The following is a 21,550-nucleotide window of genomic DNA, read 5'->3' as shown; positions in this document are numbered from 1 at the left end:
GACAGACGAACCGTGCCGCGCATCAAACCGGCGGCACGCCTACCGAGGCGAGCGCACGGTAGCGCGCGCCGTGCCGCGCGAGCGTGCTCGAATAGAGCGTCAGCGTATCGAAACGGGGAATGACTTGGAGCCTCGCCGCGTCGGGCGGCGACCCGGCTGAGGAACGCACTCGGCCGACGGCCGCTTCGCGCGCGGGCCGCGCCGAACGAGCGAAGCGCGCCAGCGTAATGTGAGGCCGAAAAGGACGATGATCGTCGATCGGCAAGCCAAGCCCGGCGACGAGCTCGCGCACACGCATTTCGAGCGTGGCCAGCCCATCTTCCCCAGCAAACGGCACGACCACGAGCCGCGGATGCGCCGCGCTCGGCCAGTATTCGCTGCACTGAGCGCGTTGCGCCGGCAACGGCGCCACGACCGAGCCCAACCGCGCCGCAAGCTGCGCGCCCTGCTCGGGTGGAACGCTGCCGAGAAACGCCACCGTCATATGAAGCTGGTCGACGCCGATACGCCGTGCGGCCGTGCCGACGGGCATCGCCGCCAACGCATCGCGCGTGACCGCATCGGGCACGAGCGCGATGAAGCAGCGATGCCAATCGTCGTCGACGGCCTCGCGCGCAATCATACGATCAGCGCGGCAACTCCGAACTGCCCATCAAGTAGGCATCGACGGCGCGCGCGCATTGGCGGCCTTCGCGGATCGCCCAGACGACGAGCGATTGCCCGCGGCGCATGTCGCCCGCCGCGAACACCTTGTCGACGGACGTGTAGTAGGCGCGCTCGCCCTCGGTCGATGCCCGCACGTTGCCGCGCGCATCCTTGTCGACGCGCAAGGCGTCGAGCACGGGTGCGACCGGCTGCGTGAAGCCCATTGCGAGCAGCACGAGGTCGGCCTTGATTTCGAACTCGGAGCCCGGCACTTCCTGTATCTTGCCGTCCTTCCATTCGACGCGCGCGGCGATGAGCTTCTCGACTTTGCCGTTCTTGCCTTCGAAGCGCTTGGTCGCGACCGACCAGTCGCGGCTGCAGCCTTCCTCATGCGACGACGACGTGCGCAGCTTGATCGGCCAATACGGCCAGACCAGAGGCTTGTTCTCCTCTTCGGGCGGCTGCGGCAGCAACTCGAATTGCGTCACGCCCTTCGCGCCGTGCCGGTTCGACGTGCCGACGCAGTCCGAGCCCGTATCGCCGCCGCCGATCACGACGACGTGCTTGCCCTTCGCGAGCAGTTGATCGACCACTTTGTCGCCGGCGTTGACCTTGTTCTGCTGCGGCAAGAACTCCATCGCGAAATGGATACCGGCGAGCTCGCGCCCTGGCACCGGCAGATCGCGCGGCGTCTCGGCGCCGCCCGCGATCACGACCGCGTCGAACTGCTCCTTGAGCGCCTCGGGCGTGATCGTTTCCTTCGCCGTGTTGCCGATGTGCGCCGGCAGCGGCTCCTTGCCGATGAACACGTTCGTGCGGAACGTGACGCCCTCGGCCTCCATCTGGCGCATGCGCCGGTCGATCAGCCACTTCTCGAGCTTGAAGTCGGGGATGCCGTACCGCAGCAGGCCGCCGATCCGGTCGTTCTTCTCGAACACGGTCACCTCGTGGCCGGCGCGCGCGAGCTGCTGTGCAGCCGCCATGCCGGCGGGACCGGAACCCACGACGGCAATCTTCTTGCCCGTCTTCTTCTTGGGCGGCTGGGGCACGACCCAGCCTTGGCTCCAGGCCTTGTCGATGATCGCGTGCTCGATCGACTTGATGCCGACGGGGTCGGCGTTGATCCCGAGCGTGCACGCCGCCTCGCACGGCGCCGGGCAAATGCGGCCCGTGAACTCGGGGAAGTTGTTCGTCGAATGGAGCACGTCGATCGCGCGCTGCCAGTCCTGGTGATAAACGAGGTCGTTGAAGTCGGGAATGACGTTGTTGACGGGACAGCCGTTGTTGCAGAACGGGATGCCGCAGTCCATGCAACGCGCGCCTTGAATCTTCGCGTCGTCGTCGGTAAGCGCGAGCACGAATTCCTTGTAGTGCTTCACGCGGGCGAGCGGGGCCTCGTAGTGCTCGTGGCGGCGCTCAAACTCGAGAAAACCGGTTGCCTTGCCCATAAGGTGCTCTTCTTTCCAAAATCGTCGATATCGGGGTGGGCCGGCAAGTCGCGCGCGCATCCGAATCGAGCGCGCAGCCTGCTTCGCCGGCCGCGGGGTCATGTCAGGGCGCGCGTCTTACGAGCGCGGCGCCTGCGTGCGGCAGTCGCTTCACGCGCCAGCGTTAGGCGGCCATCGCCTCCTTGGCGGCCTTCTTGGCAGCCAACTCGCCGAGCGCGCGCTTGTACTCGGTCGGGAAGACCTTGACGAACTGCCGGCGCGACGCGTCCCAGTTCTCGAGCAGCGCCTTTGCGCGCGGCGAACCCGTGAACTGGAAGTGCCGCTCGACGAGGCCCTTGAGCACCGCTTCGTCGGTCAGGTCGAGGTGCCACAACCCGCGATCGACCGTGCGCTCTTGCTCGGCCTGCTGCAGCACGGGCTCGAGCGCCACCATCGCCTTGTTGCACTTGCTCGCGAACGTGCCGTCGGCATCGTAGATGAACGCCACGCCGCCCGACATGCCCGCCGCGAAGTTGCGGCCGGTCTCGCCGAGCACGACGACGGTGCCGCCCGTCATGTATTCGCAGCCGTGATCGCCCGTGCCCTCGACGACGGCACTCGCCCCCGAGTTGCGCACGCAGAAGCGCTCGCCCGCCACGCCGCGCAGATACGCTTCGCCTTCGAGCGCCCCGTACATCACCGTATTGCCGCAGATGATGTTTTCTTCCGACTTGCCGCGAAAGTCGTTCGTCGGGCGGATGATGATGCGCCCGCCCGAAAGCCCCTTGCCGACATAGTCGTTGCCGTCGCCGACGAGATCGAGCGTCACGCCGCGCGCGAGGAACGCACCGAAGCTCTGCCCCGCCGTGCCCTTCAACTGGATGTGGATCGAGTCGTCGGGCAGCCCGTCATGGCCGTGCTTCTTCGCGATCACGCCCGAGAGCATCGCGCCGACGCTGCGGTTGACGTTGCGCACGGGCTGAATGAACGAGACGTGCTCGGCGTTCTCGATCGCGGCGCGCGCCTTCTCGATGAGCGTGTGATCGAGCGCGCGCGACAGGCCGTGATCCTGCTCCTCGACGTGCTTGCGCGCGACTTCGTTCGCCACCTGCGGCTGATAGAAGACGTTCGTGAAGTCGAGTCCCTTCGCCTTCCAATGCTCGATGCCCTTCTTCATGTCGAGCAGGTCCGCGCGACCGATGAGGTCTTCGAACTTGCGAATACCGAGCTGCGCCATGATTTCGCGCACTTCCTCGGCTACGAAGAAGAAGTAGTTGACGACGTGCTCGGGCTGGCCCTGGAACCGCGCGCGCAGCACCGGATCTTGCGTTGCGACGCCGACGGGGCAGGTATTCAGATGACACTTGCGCATCATGATGCAGCCCTCGACGACGAGCGGAGCCGTCGCGAAGCCGAACTCGTCGGCGCCCAGCAGCGCGCCGATGACGACGTCGCGGCCCGTCTTCATCTGACCGTCGGCCTGCACGCGGATACGGCCGCGCAGGCGGTTCAGCACGAGCGTCTGCTGCGTCTCGGCAAGACCGAGTTCCCACGGCGTGCCGGCATGCTTGACCGACGACAAGGGCGATGCGCCCGTGCCGCCGTCATGGCCGGCGATCACGACGTGATCGGCCTTCGCCTTGGCAACGCCCGCGGCCACCGTGCCGACGCCCACTTCGGAGACGAGCTTCACCGAAATGCTCGAAACCGGATTGACGTTCTTCAGATCGTGGATGAGCTGCGCCAAGTCCTCGATCGAATAGATGTCGTGGTGCGGCGGCGGCGAAATCAGGCCGACGCCCGGCACCGAGTAGCGCAGCTTGCCGATGTATTCGGACACCTTGTGGCCCGGCAACTGACCGCCTTCGCCAGGCTTCGCGCCTTGCGCCATCTTGATCTGGATCTGGTCGGCCGAGGCCAGATACTCGGCCGTCACGCCGAAGCGGCCCGATGCCACCTGCTTGATCTTCGAGCGCAGCGAATCGCCGTCCTTGAGCGCAATGTCGCGCACCACTTCAGGACCGATCACGGAAGCGAGCGTGTCGCCGTTCTTGATCGGGATGCCGCGCAGCTCGTTGCGATAGCGGTTTTCGTCCTCGCCGCCCTCGCCCGTGTTCGACTTGCCGCCGATGCGGTTCATCGCGACCGCGAGCGTCGCGTGCGCTTCGGTGCTGATCGAGCCGAGCGACATCGCGCCCGTCGCGAAGCGCTTGACGATGTCCTTGGCCGATTCGACTTCGTCCAGAGCGATCGCCTTCGTCGGCTCGACCTTGAACTCGAACAGGCCGCGGAACGTCATGTGACGACGCGTCTGATCGTTGATCAAGTGCGCGTATTCCTTGTAGGTCTGGTACGAGTTGCTGCGCGTCGAATGCTGGAGCTTGGCGATCGCGTCGGGCGTCCACATATGGTCCTCGCCGCGCACGCGATAGGCGTACTCGCCGCCGGCGTCGAGCATGTTCGCGAGCACCGGGCTGTCGCCGAACGCTTCGCGGTGCAGGCGAATCGCTTCCTCGGCCACGTCGAAAAGGCCGATGCCGCCCACCTTCGAGGCCGTGCCCCTGAAGTACTTCTCGACGAGATCGCCGGCCAGCCCGACCGCTTCGAAGATCTGCGCACCCGTGTAGGACATGTAGGTCGAGATGCCCATCTTCGACATGACCTTCTGCAGGCCCTTGCCGACCGCCTTCGTGAAGTGGTAGACGGCCTTCTCGGGCGAGAGATCGCCCTTGAGCCCGTGCGCCATTTGCGCGAGCGTTTCCATCGCCAGATACGGGTGCACCGCTTCCGCACCGTAGCCTGCGAGCAGCGCGAAGTGGTGAACCTCGCGCGCCGAACCTGTTTCGACGACGAGGCCCGTGCTCGTGCGCAGCCCTTGCGAGACGAGGTGCGTGTGAATCGCGGCCGTGGCGAGCAGCGCGGGAATCGCGACGTTGTCACGGTCGGTGCGGCGATCGGAAACAATCAGCATGTTGTAGCCGGACTTGACCGCATCGACGGCCTCGGCGCACAGCGACGCGAGCCGCGCCTCGATCCCTTCCTTGCCCCAGGCGACGGGATAGCAGATGTTGAGCTCGTAGGAGCTGAACTTGCCGCCCGTGTACTGATCGATCGCGCGGATCTTCGCGATGTCCTTGAAGTCGAGCACCGGCTGCGACACTTCGAGCCGCATCGGCGGGTTGATGTTGTTCGTGTCGAGCAGGTTCGGCTTCGGGCCGACGAACGAGACGAGCGACATCACCATGTTCTCGCGGATCGGGTCGATCGGCGGATTCGTGACCTGTGCGAAAAGTTGCTTGAAGTAGTGGTAGAGCGTCTTGTTCTTGTTCGACATCACGGCGAGCGGCGAATCGTTGCCCATCGAGCCGATCGCCTCCTCGCCTTGCTGCGCCATCGGCGCCATCAAGAACTTCACGTCCTCTTGCGTATAGCCGAACGCCTGCTGGCGATCGAGCAGCGCCGCTGCCTCACGGCGCTCGGTCGCGACGTCCTCGGCCTTCGGCTCGATCTCGTCGAGCTTGATGCGCACGGCGTCGATCCAGCTCTTGTACGGCTTCGCGTTCGCGAGGTTGTCCTTCAGTTCCTTGTCGCCGATGATGCGGCCGTGTTCCATGTCGATGAGGAACATCTTGCCCGGCTGGAGGCGCCACTTCTTGACGATCTTCGATTCGGGAATCGGCAGCACGCCCGATTCCGACGCCATGATGACGAGATCGTCCTCGGTGATGATGTAGCGCGCCGGACGCAGCCCGTTACGGTCGAGCGTCGCGCCGATCTGACGGCCGTCGGTGAACGCGATCGCGGCGGGGCCGTCCCACGGCTCCATCATCGCGGCGTGGTACTCGTAGAACGCGCGACGGTTCTCGTCCATCAGCGTGTGCTGCTCCCACGCCTCGGGAATCATCATCATCATCGCGTGCACGAGCGGGTAGCCCGCCATCACGAGCAGCTCGAGACAGTTGTCGAACGATGCGGTATCGGATTGGCCCGGGTAGATCAACGGCCACAGCTTGGGCAGATCGTCGCCGAGCACGGCGCTCGCGATCGCGCCCGTGCGCGCGTTGAGCCAGTTGACGTTGCCCTTGACGGTGTTGATCTCGCCGTTGTGGGCGATCATCCGGTACGGGTGCGCGAGTTCCCACGCCGGGAACGTGTTCGTCGAAAAGCGCTGGTGCACGAGCGCAAGCGCCGAGACCACGCGCTCGTCCTGCAAGTCGCGGTAGTAGACGCCCACTTGCCCCGCCAGCAGCAGCCCCTTGTAGACGACCGTGCGCGCCGACATCGACGGCACGAAGTACTCCTTGCCGTGCTTGAGCTTGAGCGCCTGAATGCGGTGGCTCGCCGTCTTGCGGATCACGTAGAGCTTGCGCTCGAGCGCGTCGGTCACCATGATGTCGCGGCCGCGGCCGATGAAGATCTCGCGGATCACGGGCTCGGTCGCCTTCACGGCCGGGGAAATCGGCATCGCGTGGTCGACGGGCACGTCGCGCCAGCCGAGCACCACCTGCCCTTCCGCCTTCACCGTCCGCTCGAGTTCCTGCTCGCAGGCCAAACGCGACGCGTGCTCCTTCGGCAAAAAGATCATGCCGACGCCGTACTCGCCGGCCGGCGGCAACGTCACGCCCTGGCGCGCCATCTCTTCGCGATAGAACGCGTCGGGGATCTGAATCAAGATGCCCGCGCCGTCGCCCATCAGCGGATCGGCACCGACGGCGCCCCGGTGATCGAGATTCTCCAGAATCTTCAGACCTTGCTGAATGATGCCGTGGCTCTTCTGGCCCTTGATATGGGCGACAAAGCCGACGCCGCAGGCATCGTGCTCGTTCGTTGGGTCGTACAGACCTTGGGCGGCGGGGACCGAATGGATCGGTTGTTGGTCGTTCATAGGGGACACCGTCTATCAGAGGCCGTAGCGGCCGTTCGCATGAGGTTGAGTGCAGTATTCGGCGCGAATCGCAGCGCTAAAGGCGGTTCGCATCGAGTACTGCACTTGTCGCGTATGGCCGGGGGATGGGAGGCACCGCGTCGGCAGACCGAGCTTATGGCTCGGGCGTCCGCCGGAAATCGGAATATACGCGACGAATCAAAGGAATAGCAAACAAAATGTGATGATAAGACCCTATTAAACAGGGCGCATCGATTTTGTGCCTATTTATTGGGGTCGCATCAATATGGGGCAAACAAAAACGGCACCGCCGGGTGCCGTCGTTTGCGCCCCATGCAAGAGCGAAGCCGGGCGAACGCTTTCGTCCGACTTTATCGCGCATGCCGTGCTACTGTTGAGGCGTTTGAGGCGTCTCCCGCACTTTCTTGGGCCGGCCGCGCGGCAGCGGCGACACGCGCCGGTTCGCCGCCCGCGCGGCCCACTCGCGATACGAGTCGCCGCCGAGCACCCAGCCCTTGAGCGTGGCTTGCTGGAGTTCGTTGGCCTCGCGCTCGTCGAGCGGTTGCTCGCACAGTTCCTTGTAGGCGCGCTGCCTTTCGAACGGTGTGTTGCCGAGCGACCAATAGAGCGGATGGTCGGTCACGAGGCTATCGACGGTCAGCCCGATGTGATGCCGGTAGCTCGACCATCGATAGTCTTCCGCTGCGCCGACGAGTTGGGCCCGCAAGGGACACAACTCGATGACGCGGCTCGCGAGCAGGAAGTAGCGCTCGCCCTCGATGACCGTCGCGCGGTAGCGTCCCTCCCAGAGGGTGCCGCGCCGAGCATATCGGCGGTTGAAGTGCGCCACGTAGCGACGGCCTACGGCCTGCATGGCTTTGGGCAAGCTCGTCTCGTCATTGGGCGTGACGAGCAACTGCACCGCGCCCGGCATGAGGACGTAGGCATGAACCTCTAGGTGATGATCGCGCGAGGCGGCTTTCAAGCAATCGACGAATAGCTCGTAATCCTGCTCGTCGACGAAGGCGGGCTGCTGATCGAGTCCGCGCAGGATGACGTGCTGCGGCTGTTTTGGGACGTAGAGACGTGCGAGCCGTGCCATGCTGGATTCCGTTTAGTACGTTGGTGATTACCCCAAGGGACGATGCGTCGCTTCGAGCGTTTGCGAAGACGCACGCGGCTTCGAGAGAACACGCGCCCCGCTTAGGGAGAATGCTCTAGCGTGCGCGCTTGGTTTGTTTCAAACCTTCTACTCATAATAGGCGGGCCTTTCATGGAGGAGCACATAGATGAAATTAAAACAGGCCATTACAGCGGCCGTGGCAGCGTTTGCTTGCGCACAAGCGGCTCATGCCCAAACGGCCGGGACGTTTTACGTGACGGCGGGGTGGTTCCACTTCGCGCCTCAAAGCAGCAGCGATCCGCTGGAGCTGCTCAGCGTGGGCGGCACACCCGTGAACGCCTATCAACCCAACACCGGCGCCAGCATCGATAGTTCCGACACATTCGGCGGCAGCCTCGGCTACTACGTCACCGACCACATCTCCACGGAGTTGGAACTCGGTATTCCGCCGAAGTTCGACATCGACGGCACCGGACAGCTTTCGGCGTTCGGCAAGCTCGGGAGCGCGAAGCTGTGGTCCCCGGCGCTGCTCGTCAAATGGAACTTCTTGAGCCCCGCGGACAAGTTCCGCCCGTATCTCGGCGTCGGTGTCACGCGCGTCTGGTTCACGGACGCCGAAATCACGAACGGCGAGTTCGAGTCGAACGTCTTGCACGGTCCGACCTCGGTCTCGACGGATCGTTCCTGGGCGCCTGTGTTCAACGCGGGTTTCAACTATTCGTTCAATAAACATTGGTTCGCCGGCCTGTCGATTTCTTACATCCCGGTGAGCGTCACCGCCAACTTGACGTCGACGAACGCCGGACCATTCGGTTTGACGGTTCAATCGCAAGCAAAGATCAGGCTCAACCCGATCGTCACCTACGCGAAGATCGGCTACGCCTTCTAAAGCCTAGTTCGAAATTCGACGCGTGCCTATCCGCCGCCGCCCCGATGCGGCGGCGTTGTAATTTCGACCGTCTAGAAGTCGCACCGATACACTTTCTACGCGGCGTCCCTCCCCACGCGGCACTGCCCATCGCGGCATTGGATTCCTGGCACCGAAGTTGCGGCTAAGTGGTTTTCCACGCATCGGATTCGCGGGTTCGTTCATCCCGCGATTCATCGTCGACGGAGCGACCATGACCGCACTACCGAATACGCGAGACGCACTCGAAACATCTTGGAACAGCGCCGGACGCCATGCGCGCCGCATCGCACGGCACAGCCGACACGCAGCCGACGACATCGGCGGCGAAATGCGCGAGTTGCTCTCGGAATTGGAAGAAACGCTGACCGACGGCACGCAGGCCGACGCCGCCGTCTTGCGCGAGCAGATGAGAAAACGCCTCGACGCTGCGCGCGCGCGGCTCGACGGTGCACGCGAGACGATTCGCGGCCGTGCCGTCGCCACGCTCAGCGATGCGCGAGGCTACGTTCGTGAAAACCCGTGGGAGACGATGGCTGTCGTCGGCGGCGTCGCGCTGCTGACCGGTTGGCTGCTCGCGCGCAACCGTTGATGTCGTAACGACGGCGCGCGCTCGATGCAACGCGCGCCACGCGCCTCACGCGCGTCACGAAAGAAAGTTCGCGCCGATCAGATCGATACGGTCGGTGCAGATCGAATCGACGCCCCATTGCGCGAGCGTTCGCGCGCGTTCGGGATCGTTCACGGTGTAGGCAAGGATGAAGAGCCCCGCCGCCTTGATCTCGCCCACGAGCCGCGCGTCGAGCTTTCGATGATCGGCATGCAACGACACGCACGCGAGCGTGTCCGTCTGCGCGTGCCAATCGACCGGCACCGCGCCGAACAACAGCCCGCGCGGCAATTCCGGCTGCGCGTCGCGTGCGGCCGCCAGCGCGTCGAGGGAAAACGAAGACAGCAGCGGCGGCACGCCGGCGCGCGGCCACAGACGCGCCGCTTCTTGCGCGACTAGCCGCCCCGTCGCGGCTTCGCGGCCCGGGCACGGCTTGATCTCGACATTCGCGGCAAGGCCGAGGGCCGCGCAGCGCTCGTGCACTTGCGCGAGCGTCGGCATGCGCTCGCCTTGAAAGCGCGCGTCGAACCACCCCCCGGCATCGAGCGCGGCAAGCTCGTCGTAAGCCTTGCACGCGGCAGCGCCTCGGCCGTTGGACGTGCGATCGACCGTGTCGTCGTGGAGTAGGAACACGACGTCGTCAGCCGAAAGCTTCGCGTCGAACTCGATCATCTTCAGGCCGCGCCTAGCGCCGACGTCGATCGCCGCCAGCGTGTTCTCGGGGGCGAGCGAGCCGCCGCCGCGATGCGCGACGATCCGCGGATACGGCCAGCCCGACAGGCGAGCCGTCGATGGGGTCGTGCTTGTCGTCATGGCTGGGCCGTCCCTCCCGCTTTCCGAGTTACCGAGTTACCGAGTTACCGAGTTACCGAGTTACCGAGTTACCGAGTTACCGAGTTACCGAGTTACCGAGTTACCGAGTTACCGAGTTACCGAATTGCGCGTCGCCGGCTTGGACCGGCGACGCGCGTTCGTTCAGCGCTCGTTCAAAACGCGCGTTTGCCCGTTGCCGGATCGAAGAAATGCAAATGCTCGAGCGGCAACGCGGCCGGCACGGTTTCGCCGCGCTGCGGCCGATGCGCGTGCGCGAGCCGCACGGTGACGTCGTGCGAGCCCCAGCGGCCGTGAATCAGATTATCGGCGCCCAGCAACTCGCACGATTCGACAGCGAGCAACGCCTGCCCGCACCCGGCGCGCGGCGCCATGTGCTCAGGACGAATCCCGAGAATCCATTCCCGCCCGCCGGCGATCTCGCGCCCGACGCCGGCCGCGCCGGCCACCGTCAGCGCGGGGCCGCCGCCGGCCACTTCGAACGTCGCGCCGTCCGGGCTCAACGTGCCCGAGAGCAGGTTCATGGCGGGCGAGCCGATGAAGCTCGCGACGAACACGGTGGCGGGCCGCTCGTAGACCTGCGTCGGCGCGCCTATCTGTTCCGCGTGGCCGCGATTCATGACGATCACGCGCTGCGCGAGCGTCATCGCCTCGATTTGGTCGTGCGTCACGTACAGGCTCGTCGTCGCAAGCCGTGCGTGCAGACGTTGAATTTCGAGGCGCATCTGGACGCGCAGCTTCGCGTCCAGATTCGATAGCGGCTCGTCGAACAGAAACACCGACGGCTCGCGCACGATCGCACGCCCCATCGCCACGCGTTGCCGCTGGCCGCCCGAGAGTTCGCGCGGTCTGCGCGCAAGCAGCGGCTCGAGTTCGAGAATCTTCGCGGCCGCCGTCACGCGCGCCTCGATCGTCTCGCGCGCGATCCCGCGAATCTTGAGCCCATACGACATGTTTTCCCGCACGCTCATGTGCGGGTAGAGCGCGTAATTCTGAAAGACCATCGCGATGTCGCGGTCCTTCGGCTCGAGTTTGTTGACGACGCGCCCGCCGATCTCGATGTCGCCCTCGGACACGCTCTCGAGCCCCGCCACCATGCGCAGCAGCGTCGACTTCCCGCATCCCGATGGCCCCACCAGCACGACGAATTCGCCGTCGGTCACGGCGATGTCGATGCCGTGCAACACGAACTGCTTACCGTCGTACGTCTTGCGCACGCCCTTCAGAGTCAGCCCTGACATGCCCGTAATTCCTCTTGGTTTATTTTTCCGCGTCGACGAGCCCGCGCACGAACCAGCGCTGCATCGCGATGACGACGACGAGCGGCGGCAACATGGCGAGCAGCGTCGCGGCCATGACGAGGTGCCATTCCGTCGCGGTGTCGCCGCTGGCGATCATCGATTTGATGCCGACGACGGCCGTTGTCAGCGACTGCTGGTTCGTTATCAAAATCGGCCAGAGATACTGATTCCAGCCGTAGATGAACGTGATGACGAACAGCGCCGCGATGTTCGTCTTCGACAGCGGCAACACCACGTCGCGAAAGAAGCGCAGCGGGCCCGCACCGTCGATGCGCGCGGCATCCATCAACTCATCGGGGAGCGTCAGGAAGAACTGACGGAAGAGAAACGTTGCCGTCGCCGAGGCGATGAGCGGCAGCGTCAGGCCCGCATAGGTGTTCGTGAGATGCATCGACGAGACGACCTGCACGGTCGGAAAGATCCGCACTTCGACGGGAAGCATCAGCGTGATGAAGATCAGCCAAAACGCCGTGTTGCGAAACGGGAACCGAAAAAAGACGATGGCATAAGCCGAAATGATCGACACGGCGATCTTGCCGACGGAGATCGCGAGCGCCATCACGAAGCTGTTGAGCAGCATGCGGCCGAACGGGCTCGCCGCATTGCCGCTGCCATGCGACCAGACGTTGACGACGTTTTCGATCAGATGCGTGCTCGGCACGAGCGAGAGCGGCACCGTGAAGACTTCGTGCTCGCTCATCGTCGCGGCACAGAATGCGACGTAGACGGGAAACGCGACGAGCGCGACGCCGACGATCAGGACGGCATGGCAGAAGAGATCGAAGCCCTTGCGATTTTCGATCATGAGTATTGCACCTTGCGTTCGATGAACCGAAACTGGATCACGGTCAAGCCGACGACGATCGCCATCAGCACGACCGACTGCGCGCCCGAGCTGCCGATGTCGAGCCCTTGAAAGCCTTCGGTGAAGATCTTGTAGATCAGCGTCTTCGTGGCCTGCGCGGGGCCGCCGCCCGTCGCCGCGTCGATCACGGGGAACGTATCGAAGAACGCGTAGACCACGTTGACGACGACCAGAAAAAACGTGGTCGGCGACAGCAGCGGTAGCGCGATGCCGAAGAAGCGGCGCACGGGCCCCGCGCCGTCGATGGCCGCGGCTTCGATCAGCGAGCGCGGAATCGCCTGCAGCCCGGCGTAAAAGAATAAAAAGTTGTAGCTGACCTGTTTCCAAACCGACGCGATCACGACGAGCGTCATCGCCTGCGTGCCGTTCAGCGCATGGTTCCAGACGATGCCGCCCTTGGCCAGCGCGTAGGTGATGATCCCGATGCTCGGGTTGAACAAAAATGCCCACAGCACCGCGGCGATAGCGGGCGCCACGGCATACGGCCAAATGAGCAGCGTGCGGTAAGCCTTCGCGCCGCGCGTCACGCGGTCGGCGCAAGCCGCGAGCAGCAGCGAGATGACGAGCCCCGACACCGTGACGAGCGTGCTGAAGACGAGCGTCGTCTTGAACGAGGCGAGATAGAGCGGATCGGCGAATAGCTGTGTGAAATTCGCGAGACCGACGAATTCGCTCGACGTGCCGAACGCATCTTGCATTTGCGTCGATTGCCAAAGCGCGACGCCGGCCGGCCAGAGAAAGAATAGCGCGGTGATGACGATTTGCGGCGCGATCAGCAGGTAAGGCAACGCGCTCGCAGCAAAACGGGATCGTTCGTGCATAGGGGTCGGTCGGTCGTGTACCGCACCGTCATTCGCTTGCCTGAAACAAAGCGAATGACGGGTCGAAAAGCAAGTAGCGACGTGGCAGGTCGGAGCGGACCGCCGCACGTCGCAACGCGCGTGTCGGCGTCAGAGCGCGCGGCCGGTCACTCCTGAGCCGATTGCTGGAACCGCCGCAATAGCTCGTTGCCGCGGGCGACGGCCGAATCCAGCGCAGCCTTCGGCGTCTTCTTCTGTGCCCACACCTGTTCGAGCTCTTCGTCGACGACCGTGCGAATCTGCGGCATGTTGCCCAGACGCAGACCCTTCGTGTAAGGCAGCGGCGGCTTGTTCAACATCTGCTTGATCGCCGTATCGGCGCCGGGATTCTTCGCATAGAAACCTTGACTGCGGGCGAGGTCGTAAGCGGCCGTCGTCACGGGCAGGTAGCCCGTATCCTCATGCCACTTCGCCGCTACGGCCGGCGAAGACAAGTAGGCCAGGAATTTCGCGACGCCCTTGTAGACGTTCGGGTCCTTGCCCGCGAGCACCCACAGGCTCGCACCGCCGATGATCGCGTTCTGCGGCGCGCCCTTCACGTTCGCGTCATAGGGCATCATGCCCGTGCCGAAATCGAATTTCGCATACTTGCGAATCGTGGCCAGCGAACCCGACGAGTTCGTGAGGATGCCGCAATCGCCGCTATAGAATTTCGAGACCGCTTCGTCCTTGCGGCCCACATACGTGAACGTGCCTTCCTTGACCATATCCTGCAAGAACTGGATATGAGCGATCTGTTGCGGCTTGTTGAATTCGAGCTGCGCATCGAGGCCGTCGAATCCGTTGTTCTCGGTGGCGAACGGCAACGCGTGCCACGCGCTGTAGTTTTCGAGCTGAATCCAGCCTTGCCAGCCCGTCGTGAAGCCGCAAGACATTCCAGACGCCTTCAGTTTCTTGGCATCGGCCCGCACTTCGTCCCACGTCTTGGGCGGCGTATTGGGATCGAGCCCGGCCTTCTTGAAAGCGTCCTTGTTGTAGTAGAGAACCGGCGTCGAGCTGTTGAAAGGCATCGCGACGAGTTCGCCCGTCTTGGCGTCGCTGTAGTAGCTCGCGATCGTCGGCACGAATGCCTTTTGATCGAGCGGCACACCCGCTTGCTTGAAAACTTCCGTGACAGGCACGACGGCCTTTTTCGCCGCCATCATCGTGGCCGTGCCCACTTCGTACACCTGCAGGATCGCCGGCGCATTGCCGCTGCGATAAGCCGCAATGCCGGCCGCGAGCGTTTGGTCGTAGGTGCCCTTGAAGACGGGCACGATCTTGTAGTCGCTTTGCGATTGGTTGAAATCGTTGGCGATGTCGTTCAAGCGCTCGCCCAGCGCCGCTTCCATCGCATGCCAAAACTGAATCTCCGTCGCCGCCCACGCGACATGGCTTACGCCGATGAGCAGCGCTCCCCCGAGCGCCAGCGAACGAACCAGCGTCTTGTAACCTTTCATCATTGAGTCTCCTAAGGTAAACCCGTGTCGAGCTGGGCGTCGCGCCGCCCCGATTACCGGAGTGGTAACGTTTTCATCCAGTCGGGCCCGGATTCTAGTTATCGTTGATGACAAACAAACGTTGATATTCTTTCAGCGCGTAACGGTCGGTCATCCCGGCGATGTAATGGGCGATGAGACGCGGCTGCGCCGCCTCGTCCTCGGCCAGGTAGGCCGGCGGCAACAGGCGCGGATCTTCGCTGAACGCCTCGAACAATCCTCGGATGACACGCCGCGCCTTGCTCGACATGCGCATGACGCGGTAATGCCGATACAGATTCTTGAACAGGAACCGCTTCAATTCGGCGGCCTGCGCCGCGACGGCGCCGCTGTGCGCGACGAGCGGGGGCGCCGATCGCACGGCGTCGAGCGATGCGGGCGCATGCGCGGCGAGATTTTGCCGCGTCGTTTCGATGAGATCGACGATGAGCGTGTTGATCATCCGGCGCACCGTCTCGTGCACGATCCGGCGGCCATCGAGTTGAGCGTGCTCGCGCTTGGCCTCGTCGTGATGCGTCTGCCAGAGCTCGACCTGCGCGAGCTGCTCGATCGTGAGTAAGCCCGAGCGCAAGCCGTCGTCGACGTCATGGTTGTTGTAGGCGATTTCGTCGGCAATATTCGCGATTTGCGCCTCGAGCGACGGGCGCTTGCCGGTCAGAAAACGCTCGCCGAGCTCGCCGAGCCTGAGCGCGTTCTCACGAGAGCAATGCTTCAAAATGCCTTCGCGCGTCTCGAAACAGAGATTGAGCCCGTCGAAGCCGCCGTAGTGCTCCTCGAGCTCGTCGACGACGGCAAGGCTTTGCAGATTGTGTTCGAAACCGCCATGCTCGCGCATGCATTCGTTCAATGCATCTTGTCCCGCATGACCGAAAGGGGTATGCCCAAGGTCGTGCGCGAGCGAAATGGCTTCGACGAGATCTTCGTTCACGCACAGATTGCGCGCCACCGATCGGGCGATCTGCGCCACCTCCAAGCTGTGCGTGAGCCTTGTGCGAAACAGGTCGCCTTCGTGATTGACGAAAACTTGCGTCTTGTATTCGAGACGCCGGAACGCCGTGGAGTGGACGATGCGGTCGCGGTCGCGTTGGAATTCGGTACGCGCCGAGGGCGGCGCTTCCGGGAAGCGACGGCCGCGCGACTGGGCGGAGTGCGCGGCGTAAGGGGCGAGGTGCCCCTCGAGCATGGCGACCGTCGGCGGCCCGACGAGCGCAGCGTGCGGCTCACCGCCCGCCGAGGCACCCGCCACGCAAGCCTGCGCTGGATCGGCCCTGTCGCTCATCGTTTCCCTCCTGCGTCGCCTCTGCGCGGCGTGCCGGCAGTGTTTGACTCAAAGGCACGCGGCGAGCGTCGCTCGCAGTGCGTGGTCCGGGACATCGGTCATCAGCGTCTCGCCCAGTTGTTTCAGCAGGATGAACTTGATCGCCCCCGCCTCGGCCTTCTTGTCGACTTTCATGAGATCGATATAGCGCGTATCGCCTAGCGCGGGCGCCCGGGTCGGCAGCCGCGCCGCCGCAATCACGGAAACGAGCCGCCTGCGCACGGCTTCGTCGAGATGACCGAGGCGCACCGACAGATCGGCGGCCATCACCATACCGCACCCGACGGCCTCGCCATGCAGCCATTCGCCATAGCCGAGCCCCGCTTCGATCGCATGACCGAACGTATGGCCGAAGTTCAGAATGGCCCGCAACCCGCTCTCGCGCTCGTCGGCCGAGACGACCGACGCCTTCACTTCGCACGACCGTTTGACGGCATGCGCGAGCGCGTCAGGGTCGCGGCGGTTCAGCGCGTCGATGTTTTGCTCCAGCCATTCGAAGAACGCGGCGTCTGCAATCGCCGCGGTCTTGATGATTTCGGCAATACCGGCGGCCAGTTCGCGCTCGGGCAGCGTGCGCAGCGCGCCGATGTCGGCAATGACGGCTTGCGGCTGGTAGAACGCGCCGATCATGTTCTTGCCGAGCGGATGATTGATGCCCGTCTTGCCGCCCACGGACGAGTCGACCTGCGACAGCAACGTCGTGGGAACTTGGATGAACGGCACGCCGCGCATGTAGCAGGCCGCGGCGAACCCGGTCATGTCGCCGATAACGCCGCCGCCGAGCGCGATCAGCGTCGTTTTGCGGTCGGCCTGCCCGCCCAGCAGCCCATCGAAGATTCGGTTCAGCGTTTCCCAGTTCTTGAACACTTCGCCATCGGGTAAGACAACCGTCGATACCTGCTTGCCGAGCGGCGCGAGCGCTGCGCGCAGCAACTCGCCGTAGAGGGGCTCGACGGTCTCGTTCGTGACGATCGTGACAAAAGAGCCGGCGATGTGCGGCGCGAATAAATCGGTGTGGCCGATCAGATCGGCGCCGATGCGGATCGGGTAGGAGCGTTCGCCTAAATCGACGTTGACGGTAATCATGACTGTGTCTGTTTGGTAATGCCGGCCAGCTCGAGCTGCATGAGCACCATGTTCACGAGCCCGTTGACCGATGGTCGCCCGGTCTCGACGATGAAATGCGCGCATTCGCGATAAAGCGGATCGCGCTCGTTGTACAGCGCCTCGAGCTTGGCCTTCGGATCTTCGGTCTGCAGTAGCGGCCGATTTTTGTCCTTGCGCGTGCGCAGCCATAGATCGTGCGGATTGGCCCGAAGATAAATGACGAGCCCGCGATCGTGAAGAAATGCTCGATTTTCCGGACGCAGGACCGCGCCGCCGCCCGTCGCCAGCACGATTGCCTCGCGAGCCGTGAATTCGGCGATGACCTGCGCCTCGCGCTCGCGAAATCCCACCTCGCCTTCGAGTTCGAAGATGACGGGGATGCGCGCGCCCGTACGCGCCTCGATTTCATGGTCGCTGTCGAAGAACGGCCGACCGAGCCGGCGCGCCACGGCGCGGCCCACGGTGGTCTTGCCAGCCCCCATGAGCCCCACGAAAAAAATGTTGGTGTTGGCGCCCCGCTCTTGCAACGTATCCTCTGCTCAATCGGCTATGGTTCGTGGCGCAGCTTACTGGGAAAGCCGGCGCCTTGTCGAGTACGGCGGCTCGCCCGCGCGGCCCCGCCAAGCGTGCACTTCAATCGATCGCGACGACCCGCGGCGTGATGAAAACGACGAGTTCGCTGCGCTGCTCGCGCACCGCCCGGTGACGGAACAGCGCCCCCAGCAGGGGTATTTTGCCCAACAGCGGCAGGCGCGTCACATCGTCGCGATCCTGGCTTTCGTAGATGCCGCCGATCGACACCGTCCCGCCGTCCTCCACCTCCACGCGCGTGCGCACGTGTTTGGTATCGATCGCGGGGCCGCCGGCCGTCAGCTTGCCGACGCTGTCCTTCGCGATGTCGAGATCGAGAATGACGCGTCCGTGCGGCGTGATACGCGGCTCGACCTCGAGCTTCAGGCTCACCCGGCGAAACTGTACGCCCGACACGCCATTGCGAACTTTGGCCTGGTAAGGCAACTCCGTGCCTTGCTCGACGAGCGCCTTGGTCCGATCCGCCGTCACGACGCGCGGACTCGATACGATCTGCCCCCGACCTTGTGCCTCCAGCGCAGATAGTTCCGCCGTCACGAGGCGGGTCGCCCCGGCGGCAAACAGGGTAAGCCCCGCCGTCGCGGCCTCGAAACCCGCGATCGCGCGGGCCGACATATCGTGAATGGCGCCTTGAGCACCGCCCGCGAATCCCCGCTCCTGGAAATCCACGCCGGACGGGCCGCCCGACGCCGCGCCGCCCGTCGACCGCATGGACAAGCGCGCGCCCAATTCCCGCGAAAAGCCACGCTCTCCCTCGACGATGCGCGCTTCGATCAACACCTGCCGATTCGGCTTGTCGATTGCGTCGATCAGTTGCGCCACCTGGTCGAGGCGGGCCTTGAGGTCGGTGACGAACAGCAGGTTCGTCCGCGCATCGGCCATCGCAGCACCGCGCTTGGACAGCACGCGCTGAGCGCCGGACGCCGTCAGCAGCCGCTGAATTTCGTCGGCGCGGGGGTAGCTCAGCGCAAACGTCCGGCTGACCAGCGGCTCGAGATCGGCGGCGCGGGCATGCGTCTCGAATCGCTGCCGCTCGCGTGCCGCCAACTCGGCCTGCGGGGCAACCCAAACGACGTTGCCGCGCCTCGACATGGCCAGGCCCTGCGCGTCGAGCAGCGTGTCGAACGCGGTACGCCAAGGCACGTCGACAAGGCTCAGCGAGACGCGCCCGCGCGCGCGTTCACTCGCGACGATGTTCAAGCCCGTGAAGCGGGAGAAAGCATCGAGCACGTCGGCGAGGTCCGCGTTCTTGAAACGCATCGTGATCGGTTTATCGCCCTCGGATCCGGCGGCCGCGCCATCTGCGGCACCCTCGCTCATGCGCGGGGCGGGCGCAAGCGGGACGGGCGGCCCCTCGAGCGCAGGCGTCGCGTCGAGTGCGGCCTGCGCAAGCGAACGCCGCTCGCCGGCGGCATAGGGAGCGCCCGCGCCGGCCCTTGCCGGCTTCGATGCATCGAAACCTGGCGCGACGTCCAATTCTTCGCCCCCGTCCTGCGACGGCTCGGCATCGAGGGGCGGTTCGCCCACGCTGGGCCACGGCGAGGCCGCCTGCTCCACGGCGCCGTCGGCCAGTATCGCGGGCGGCAATGGGGGCAGCGGCGCGACTTGCGCCGTGGCGCCGGCCGATGCGAACGCGATCACCGCGCGCAGAGCGACAGCCACGGCATTCGAGCCTAGGTTGGGCGTGCTCATCGGGTGTCCTCCAACAGCGCGACCCTGCGCGTTCCGCCCCGGCTCGCAAGCGTCACGCCGGCCGCATCGATATGGACGATCCGATCCGCACCCAGCGTTTGGCCGGGCGCCGCCGCGATCGCCTGCAGCCCGCTCGCCGCCTCGAACAAGGCCAGCGCGCGCCGGCCGTCGCGCACGACGCCCACCAGGCGGCCCACGGATACCGCGGCCTGCGAATCCGTTTCACCGCGCCCAAAAGGGTCGGCCAAAAGCCGAGCCGCTTTCCCGCTCGTCGCATCGTGCGCCGATGTCCGCGCGCCCGAATCGATCCCGATCGTGGGCACGGCCTGCACCGGCGGCACATCCAGCACGGCGAGCGTCGTGCCAAGCACGAGCGCCCCCTTGTCGCGCTTGATGTCGACCGTCTCGGGCACGACGAGCGTCGGCAGCGTCGCCAGCCCGCTCAAAAACGCGTACAGGCCGGCAAAATCCGCCTGGCCCTCGACGCGCAGCCCCTGCCCGGCCGGTTTGCCGGCGCGCGTCCGAGACGCCGCGGGCGCCGTTGCAGGCTCGAGCATGTGCAACGTCACGCCGCTGCGCGCGGCGAGGTCCGCGATGGCATGCCAGCCGCTACCTATCGAACGAGCAGCCGCACCTGGCGGCACGGAGTGCGCGCGAAAGCCTTCGCGCAACTGCGGCAACCGCGCCAGCTTCGCGCGGCTCTCGCGCAAGCGCTGCTCCAACACGGCGACCGCCGTCGCACCCGCCGCCCGAGCGCCGGCGTCGAGCGCACGCCAGATATAGGTAGCGAGCGTAAACGCCCCCGCCGCAACGGCCACGCAAACCATCAGACGCCGTCTTGCCCCCCACCGTTGCGGCGGAGACTGACGCGAACGAACGGCGTAACCGAATCGGCGCCTGAGGGGCCGCTGGAAGAACCGCTTGATAGGCGGGCGCGCAAAGACCCGGCGCACGCGACGCAGACCACGCCGTAGAACCGCCGCGCTCATCATTCGTCCCCGCCGCTAGCCCTGCCGTCATCCGCAACCGCGCGGCGAGACGGCGACGTCTGCGGCGAAGCATCCCATCGCAAGCGCACGACCGCCGCGATCGATCCCCCCGCCTGCCCAGCCGTTGGCGCAGCGGCCAACTTCAGGTCGGCTAGGTCCACCGACACCAAGCCCGGTATGCGCGCCAAGCGCTCCACCCAAGACGCACAAGCGGCGCCGTCCACCGCAGCGACTTGCAGCTCGAAGCCCTCGCGGGTCTGCTGTAGACGGGTGACGGTCACGCCCGCGTGTGCCTCGCTGCTCAATACCTCGAGGAGCGAGCGCAATTCGACATACGGCCGCGCACGTGCCGTTACTGCAGCCGTGCTCGCTCGCGCACTTTCGGCCGCTCGCTCCAGACGCGCAAACTCGGCAAGCGGAGACGATAGCTGAGCCAACTCGCGCTCGAGCAACAGCCGTCGGGCGGCTGTGGGATCGCTGGGCGAAGCGAGGGCAGCCCATCCGATCGCCATCAGCGTCCCGGCGATCGCCGCCGCCGCGCATTCGATCAGGATACGGCGCCTCGGCGGGCCCGCAGTGTGCCGCCGAGGCGGCGACAAATCGGGAGCGGACTCGATGCCCGGCGCGCTTTCGTACGGGCACTCCAAATCGATGGCGGAAATCGCGCTCATTCGGATACCCCGCGCAGCGCACGCCGATGCGGCCATCGCACGTACAACGACGAAAGCGTCGCGGCCACCGCCCCCGTCGCAAGCGGCGCGGTGCCCATCCACTCGCCGCTGACGGGCCGCCCCGCTCGGCCGGCGCGGCAGGCGACGACGAGCCTCTCTTCTTGCGCGCTGACGTCGACGCCGGCCGCAAAGCGGCGCACGGGAGACGGCAGTGTGTTTCTCTTCAACATGACATTTCCTCGCAGCAGCC

18 protein-coding genes are annotated in these 21,550 nt (G+C 65.0%); 2 read left to right on the top strand and 16 right to left on the bottom strand.

Translation table 11 applies throughout. The annotated features are described in order from the left end of the window. Positions 1-22 precede the first annotated feature (22 nt). From thpR to J3485_RS01905, 4 genes are all read right to left on the bottom strand, one after another. Positions 23-622, bottom strand: a complete 600-nt coding sequence (gene thpR, locus J3485_RS01920) for an RNA 2',3'-cyclic phosphodiesterase (RefSeq protein WP_206950914.1) — start codon at positions 620-622, stop codon at positions 23-25. A gap of 4 nt (positions 623-626) precedes the next feature. Beyond that, positions 627-2,093 (bottom strand): glutamate synthase subunit beta, encoded by a 1,467-nt coding sequence (locus J3485_RS01915; protein WP_206950913.1) that lies wholly within the window; start codon positions 2,091-2,093, stop codon positions 627-629. 163 nt (positions 2,094-2,256) lie between these two features. Next, positions 2,257-6,957, bottom strand: a complete 4,701-nt coding sequence (locus J3485_RS01910) for a glutamate synthase-related protein (RefSeq protein WP_206950912.1) — start codon at positions 6,955-6,957, stop codon at positions 2,257-2,259. A gap of 388 nt (positions 6,958-7,345) precedes the next feature. After that, the gene (locus J3485_RS01905; RefSeq protein ID WP_206950911.1) at positions 7,346-8,059 is read right to left on the bottom strand and encodes a transposase; all 714 of its coding nucleotides are present in this window, start codon (positions 8,057-8,059) and stop codon (positions 7,346-7,348) included. A gap of 187 nt (positions 8,060-8,246) precedes the next feature. Between J3485_RS01905 and J3485_RS01900 the strand changes: the two genes are divergently transcribed. Continuing rightward, positions 8,247-8,969 carry an OmpW/AlkL family protein gene (locus tag J3485_RS01900; RefSeq protein WP_206950910.1) on the top strand — a complete coding sequence of 241 codons (723 nt, stop codon included), beginning with the start codon at positions 8,247-8,249 and terminating at the stop codon, positions 8,967-8,969. Between the two features lie 232 nt (positions 8,970-9,201). Then, a complete protein-coding gene (locus J3485_RS01895; protein ID WP_206950909.1) occupies positions 9,202-9,579 on the top strand; it encodes an ElaB/YgaM/YqjD family protein in 378 nt (125 codons plus the stop codon). Between the two features lie 54 nt (positions 9,580-9,633). Here J3485_RS01895 and ugpQ read toward each other — a convergent pair whose 3' ends face one another. The 12 genes from ugpQ to J3485_RS01835 form a co-directional block, all read right to left on the bottom strand. Further along, on the bottom strand, positions 9,634-10,410 hold the full coding sequence (gene ugpQ, locus J3485_RS01890) for a glycerophosphodiester phosphodiesterase (RefSeq protein WP_206950908.1): 777 nt from the start codon (positions 10,408-10,410) through the stop codon (positions 9,634-9,636). Positions 10,411-10,583: 173 nt separating this feature from the next. Then, positions 10,584-11,669 carry a sn-glycerol-3-phosphate import ATP-binding protein UgpC gene (locus tag J3485_RS01885; RefSeq protein ID WP_206950907.1) on the bottom strand — a complete coding sequence of 362 codons (1,086 nt, stop codon included), beginning with the start codon at positions 11,667-11,669 and terminating at the stop codon, positions 10,584-10,586. A gap of 19 nt (positions 11,670-11,688) precedes the next feature. After that, a complete protein-coding gene (gene ugpE, locus J3485_RS01880; RefSeq protein WP_206950906.1) occupies positions 11,689-12,534 on the bottom strand; it encodes a sn-glycerol-3-phosphate ABC transporter permease UgpE in 846 nt (281 codons plus the stop codon). Then, positions 12,531-13,415, bottom strand: a complete 885-nt coding sequence (ugpA, locus tag J3485_RS01875) for a sn-glycerol-3-phosphate ABC transporter permease UgpA (protein ID WP_206950905.1) — start codon at positions 13,413-13,415, stop codon at positions 12,531-12,533. Before ugpA ends, ugpE begins: the two co-directional genes overlap by 4 nt. 146 nt (positions 13,416-13,561) lie before the next feature. After that, a complete protein-coding gene (ugpB, locus tag J3485_RS01870) occupies positions 13,562-14,896 on the bottom strand; it encodes a sn-glycerol-3-phosphate ABC transporter substrate-binding protein UgpB (protein ID WP_374192401.1) in 1,335 nt (444 codons plus the stop codon). Positions 14,897-14,987: 91 nt separating this feature from the next. Continuing rightward, positions 14,988-16,211, bottom strand: coding sequence for a deoxyguanosinetriphosphate triphosphohydrolase (locus J3485_RS01865; protein WP_206950904.1), 1,224 nt, complete (start codon positions 16,209-16,211; stop codon positions 14,988-14,990). A gap of 48 nt (positions 16,212-16,259) precedes the next feature. Next, positions 16,260-17,336, bottom strand: a complete 1,077-nt coding sequence (gene aroB, locus J3485_RS01860) for a 3-dehydroquinate synthase (protein WP_206950903.1) — start codon at positions 17,334-17,336, stop codon at positions 16,260-16,262. Then, the gene (locus J3485_RS01855; protein WP_374192400.1) at positions 17,333-17,839 is read right to left on the bottom strand and encodes a shikimate kinase; all 507 of its coding nucleotides are present in this window, start codon (positions 17,837-17,839) and stop codon (positions 17,333-17,335) included. Before J3485_RS01855 ends, aroB begins: the two co-directional genes overlap by 4 nt. Before the next feature lie 151 nt (positions 17,840-17,990). Then, positions 17,991-19,640, bottom strand: a complete 1,650-nt coding sequence (locus J3485_RS01850; protein WP_206950901.1) for a type IV pilus secretin PilQ — start codon at positions 19,638-19,640, stop codon at positions 17,991-17,993. Continuing rightward, a complete protein-coding gene (locus J3485_RS01845) occupies positions 19,637-20,467 on the bottom strand; it encodes a hypothetical protein (RefSeq protein WP_206950900.1) in 831 nt (276 codons plus the stop codon). Before J3485_RS01845 ends, J3485_RS01850 begins: the two co-directional genes overlap by 4 nt. 161 nt (positions 20,468-20,628) lie before the next feature. Next, on the bottom strand, positions 20,629-21,300 hold the full coding sequence (locus J3485_RS01840) for a type II secretion system protein M (RefSeq protein WP_206950899.1): 672 nt from the start codon (positions 21,298-21,300) through the stop codon (positions 20,629-20,631). Next, positions 21,297-21,530: a hypothetical protein gene (locus tag J3485_RS01835; RefSeq protein ID WP_206950898.1), complete on the bottom strand. Its 234-nt coding sequence runs from the start codon at positions 21,528-21,530 to the stop codon at positions 21,297-21,299. Before J3485_RS01835 ends, J3485_RS01840 begins: the two co-directional genes overlap by 4 nt. Between the last annotated feature and the right edge of the window lie 20 nt (positions 21,531-21,550).

Origin of the sequence: Trinickia acidisoli, from assembly GCF_017315725.1 — a bacterium.
In the GTDB taxonomy this organism is placed as follows: domain Bacteria; phylum Pseudomonadota; class Gammaproteobacteria; order Burkholderiales; family Burkholderiaceae; genus Trinickia; species Trinickia acidisoli.
Note: the sequence above shows the minus strand (reverse complement) of the source record. Positions and strands in the feature narration are given on the sequence as shown.

Excerpts from the sequence above, each read along its gene's own strand:
- thpR (WP_206950914.1), bottom strand. The coding sequence starts at position 622 with ATGATTGCGCGCGAGGCCGTCGACGACGATTGGCATCGCTGCTTCATC.
- J3485_RS01915 (WP_206950913.1), bottom strand. The coding sequence starts at position 2,093 with ATGGGCAAGGCAACCGGTTTTCTCGAGTTTGAGCGCCGCCACGAGCAC.
- J3485_RS01910 (WP_206950912.1), bottom strand. The coding sequence starts at position 6,957 with ATGAACGACCAACAACCGATCCATTCGGTCCCCGCCGCCCAAGGTCTG.
- J3485_RS01905 (WP_206950911.1), bottom strand. The coding sequence starts at position 8,059 with ATGGCACGGCTCGCACGTCTCTACGTCCCAAAACAGCCGCAGCACGTC.
- J3485_RS01900 (WP_206950910.1), top strand. The coding sequence starts at position 8,247 with ATGAAATTAAAACAGGCCATTACAGCGGCCGTGGCAGCGTTTGCTTGC.
- J3485_RS01895 (WP_206950909.1), top strand. The coding sequence starts at position 9,202 with ATGACCGCACTACCGAATACGCGAGACGCACTCGAAACATCTTGGAAC.
- ugpQ (WP_206950908.1), bottom strand. The coding sequence starts at position 10,410 with ATGACGACAAGCACGACCCCATCGACGGCTCGCCTGTCGGGCTGGCCG.
- J3485_RS01885 (WP_206950907.1), bottom strand. The coding sequence starts at position 11,669 with ATGTCAGGGCTGACTCTGAAGGGCGTGCGCAAGACGTACGACGGTAAG.
- ugpE (WP_206950906.1), bottom strand. The coding sequence starts at position 12,534 with ATGATCGAAAATCGCAAGGGCTTCGATCTCTTCTGCCATGCCGTCCTG.
- ugpA (WP_206950905.1), bottom strand. The coding sequence starts at position 13,415 with ATGCACGAACGATCCCGTTTTGCTGCGAGCGCGTTGCCTTACCTGCTG.
- ugpB (WP_374192401.1), bottom strand. The coding sequence starts at position 14,896 with ATGATGAAAGGTTACAAGACGCTGGTTCGTTCGCTGGCGCTCGGGGGA.
- J3485_RS01865 (WP_206950904.1), bottom strand. The coding sequence starts at position 16,211 with ATGAGCGACAGGGCCGATCCAGCGCAGGCTTGCGTGGCGGGTGCCTCG.
- aroB (WP_206950903.1), bottom strand. The coding sequence starts at position 17,336 with ATGATTACCGTCAACGTCGATTTAGGCGAACGCTCCTACCCGATCCGC.
- J3485_RS01855 (WP_374192400.1), bottom strand. The coding sequence starts at position 17,839 with ATGGGGGCTGGCAAGACCACCGTGGGCCGCGCCGTGGCGCGCCGGCTC.
- J3485_RS01850 (WP_206950901.1), bottom strand. The coding sequence starts at position 19,640 with ATGAGCACGCCCAACCTAGGCTCGAATGCCGTGGCTGTCGCTCTGCGC.
- J3485_RS01845 (WP_206950900.1), bottom strand. The coding sequence starts at position 20,467 with ATGGTTTGCGTGGCCGTTGCGGCGGGGGCGTTTACGCTCGCTACCTAT.
- J3485_RS01840 (WP_206950899.1), bottom strand. The coding sequence starts at position 21,300 with ATGAGCGCGATTTCCGCCATCGATTTGGAGTGCCCGTACGAAAGCGCG.
- J3485_RS01835 (WP_206950898.1), bottom strand. The coding sequence starts at position 21,530 with ATGTTGAAGAGAAACACACTGCCGTCTCCCGTGCGCCGCTTTGCGGCC.